The 997-nt window shown below is 56.9% G+C and carries 2 protein-coding genes; both read left to right on the forward strand.

What is annotated here, in order from left to right:
• A partial coding sequence (locus ACR0IK_RS24350) for a sulfopyruvate decarboxylase subunit alpha (RefSeq protein ID WP_480597443.1) occupies positions 1–459 on the forward strand: 459 nt, incomplete at its 5' end.
• On the forward strand, positions 456–997 hold a 542-nt coding region (gene comE, locus ACR0IK_RS24355; RefSeq protein ID WP_480643686.1), incomplete at its 3' end, for a sulfopyruvate decarboxylase subunit beta. The genes ACR0IK_RS24350 and comE, both read left to right, overlap by 4 nt.

A 997-nucleotide genomic window follows, 5' to 3' on the forward strand; every position in this document is an offset into this window, starting at 1 on the left:
TCGTTTGTCACCACTGTGCCCTGCAAACAGCTGGCCGGGGTGATCGAGGAGATTGACCAACGCGACGACATCTTTCACATCCCCTCGAACAAGGAGGATGAAGGGATGGGGCTGTGCGCCGGCGCCTGGATGGGCGGCAAGCGCCCGGCCATCATCATGCAGAACACCGCCATCGGGGTGACGATCAACACGCTGGCCACGCTGATCCAGTACTACCGGATGCCGCTGCCCATGCTGATTTCCTATCGCGGAGAGTTGCGCGAACCCGTCGCCTGCCAGGTGGAGATGGCGGTTCACACCAAGGCGCTTTTGGCTCAACTCAATATCCCGACCTACCATTTTCATTGGCAGAAAGACGTAGAGGAGTTGGACAATATTCTGAAATACACCTTCATGTGCAACAAACCCGTTGCCATTTTGACCGACGCCAATTTCTGGGGAGGCTATGGCGACCAATGATCCGTTCTGAAATCCTGAAGGAAATTGCCCCGATCCTACGCAACCAGTTGGTTGTGTGTAATATTGGCATCCCGTCGCAGGAACTACATGCGATCGACGATCAACCGACTAATTTCTACATGCTGGGTACGATGGGGCTGGCCTCCTCCATCGGGCTGGGACTCGCACTGGCGCAGCCGAAACCGGTGATCGTCATTGACGGAGATGGCTCGATCCTGACCAATCTGGGCACGCTGCCGACAATCGCGAACAATGTGGCGGACAACTACATCCTGCTGATCATCGACAACGGCTCTTACGGATCGACCGGAGATCAGCCGACTTATGCGGGGCAGAAAACCTCGTTGGCGAAATTGGCCGAGGCTGCAGGTTGTGACCGGGTGATCGAATGCCTGGCCGAGGAAACCGGTCGCGTGTTGCAAGAGGCGCTGGACGTCAAGCAGATGACCATCATCGTCAGCAAGTGCGAAAGCGGCAACGCCAAGATGCCGGTGATCACCATGGATCCGGTCGTGATCCGCGACCGGTTCATGAAGGC

The sequence above is a fragment of the Ruegeria sp. BF7 genome, assembly GCF_056538605.1.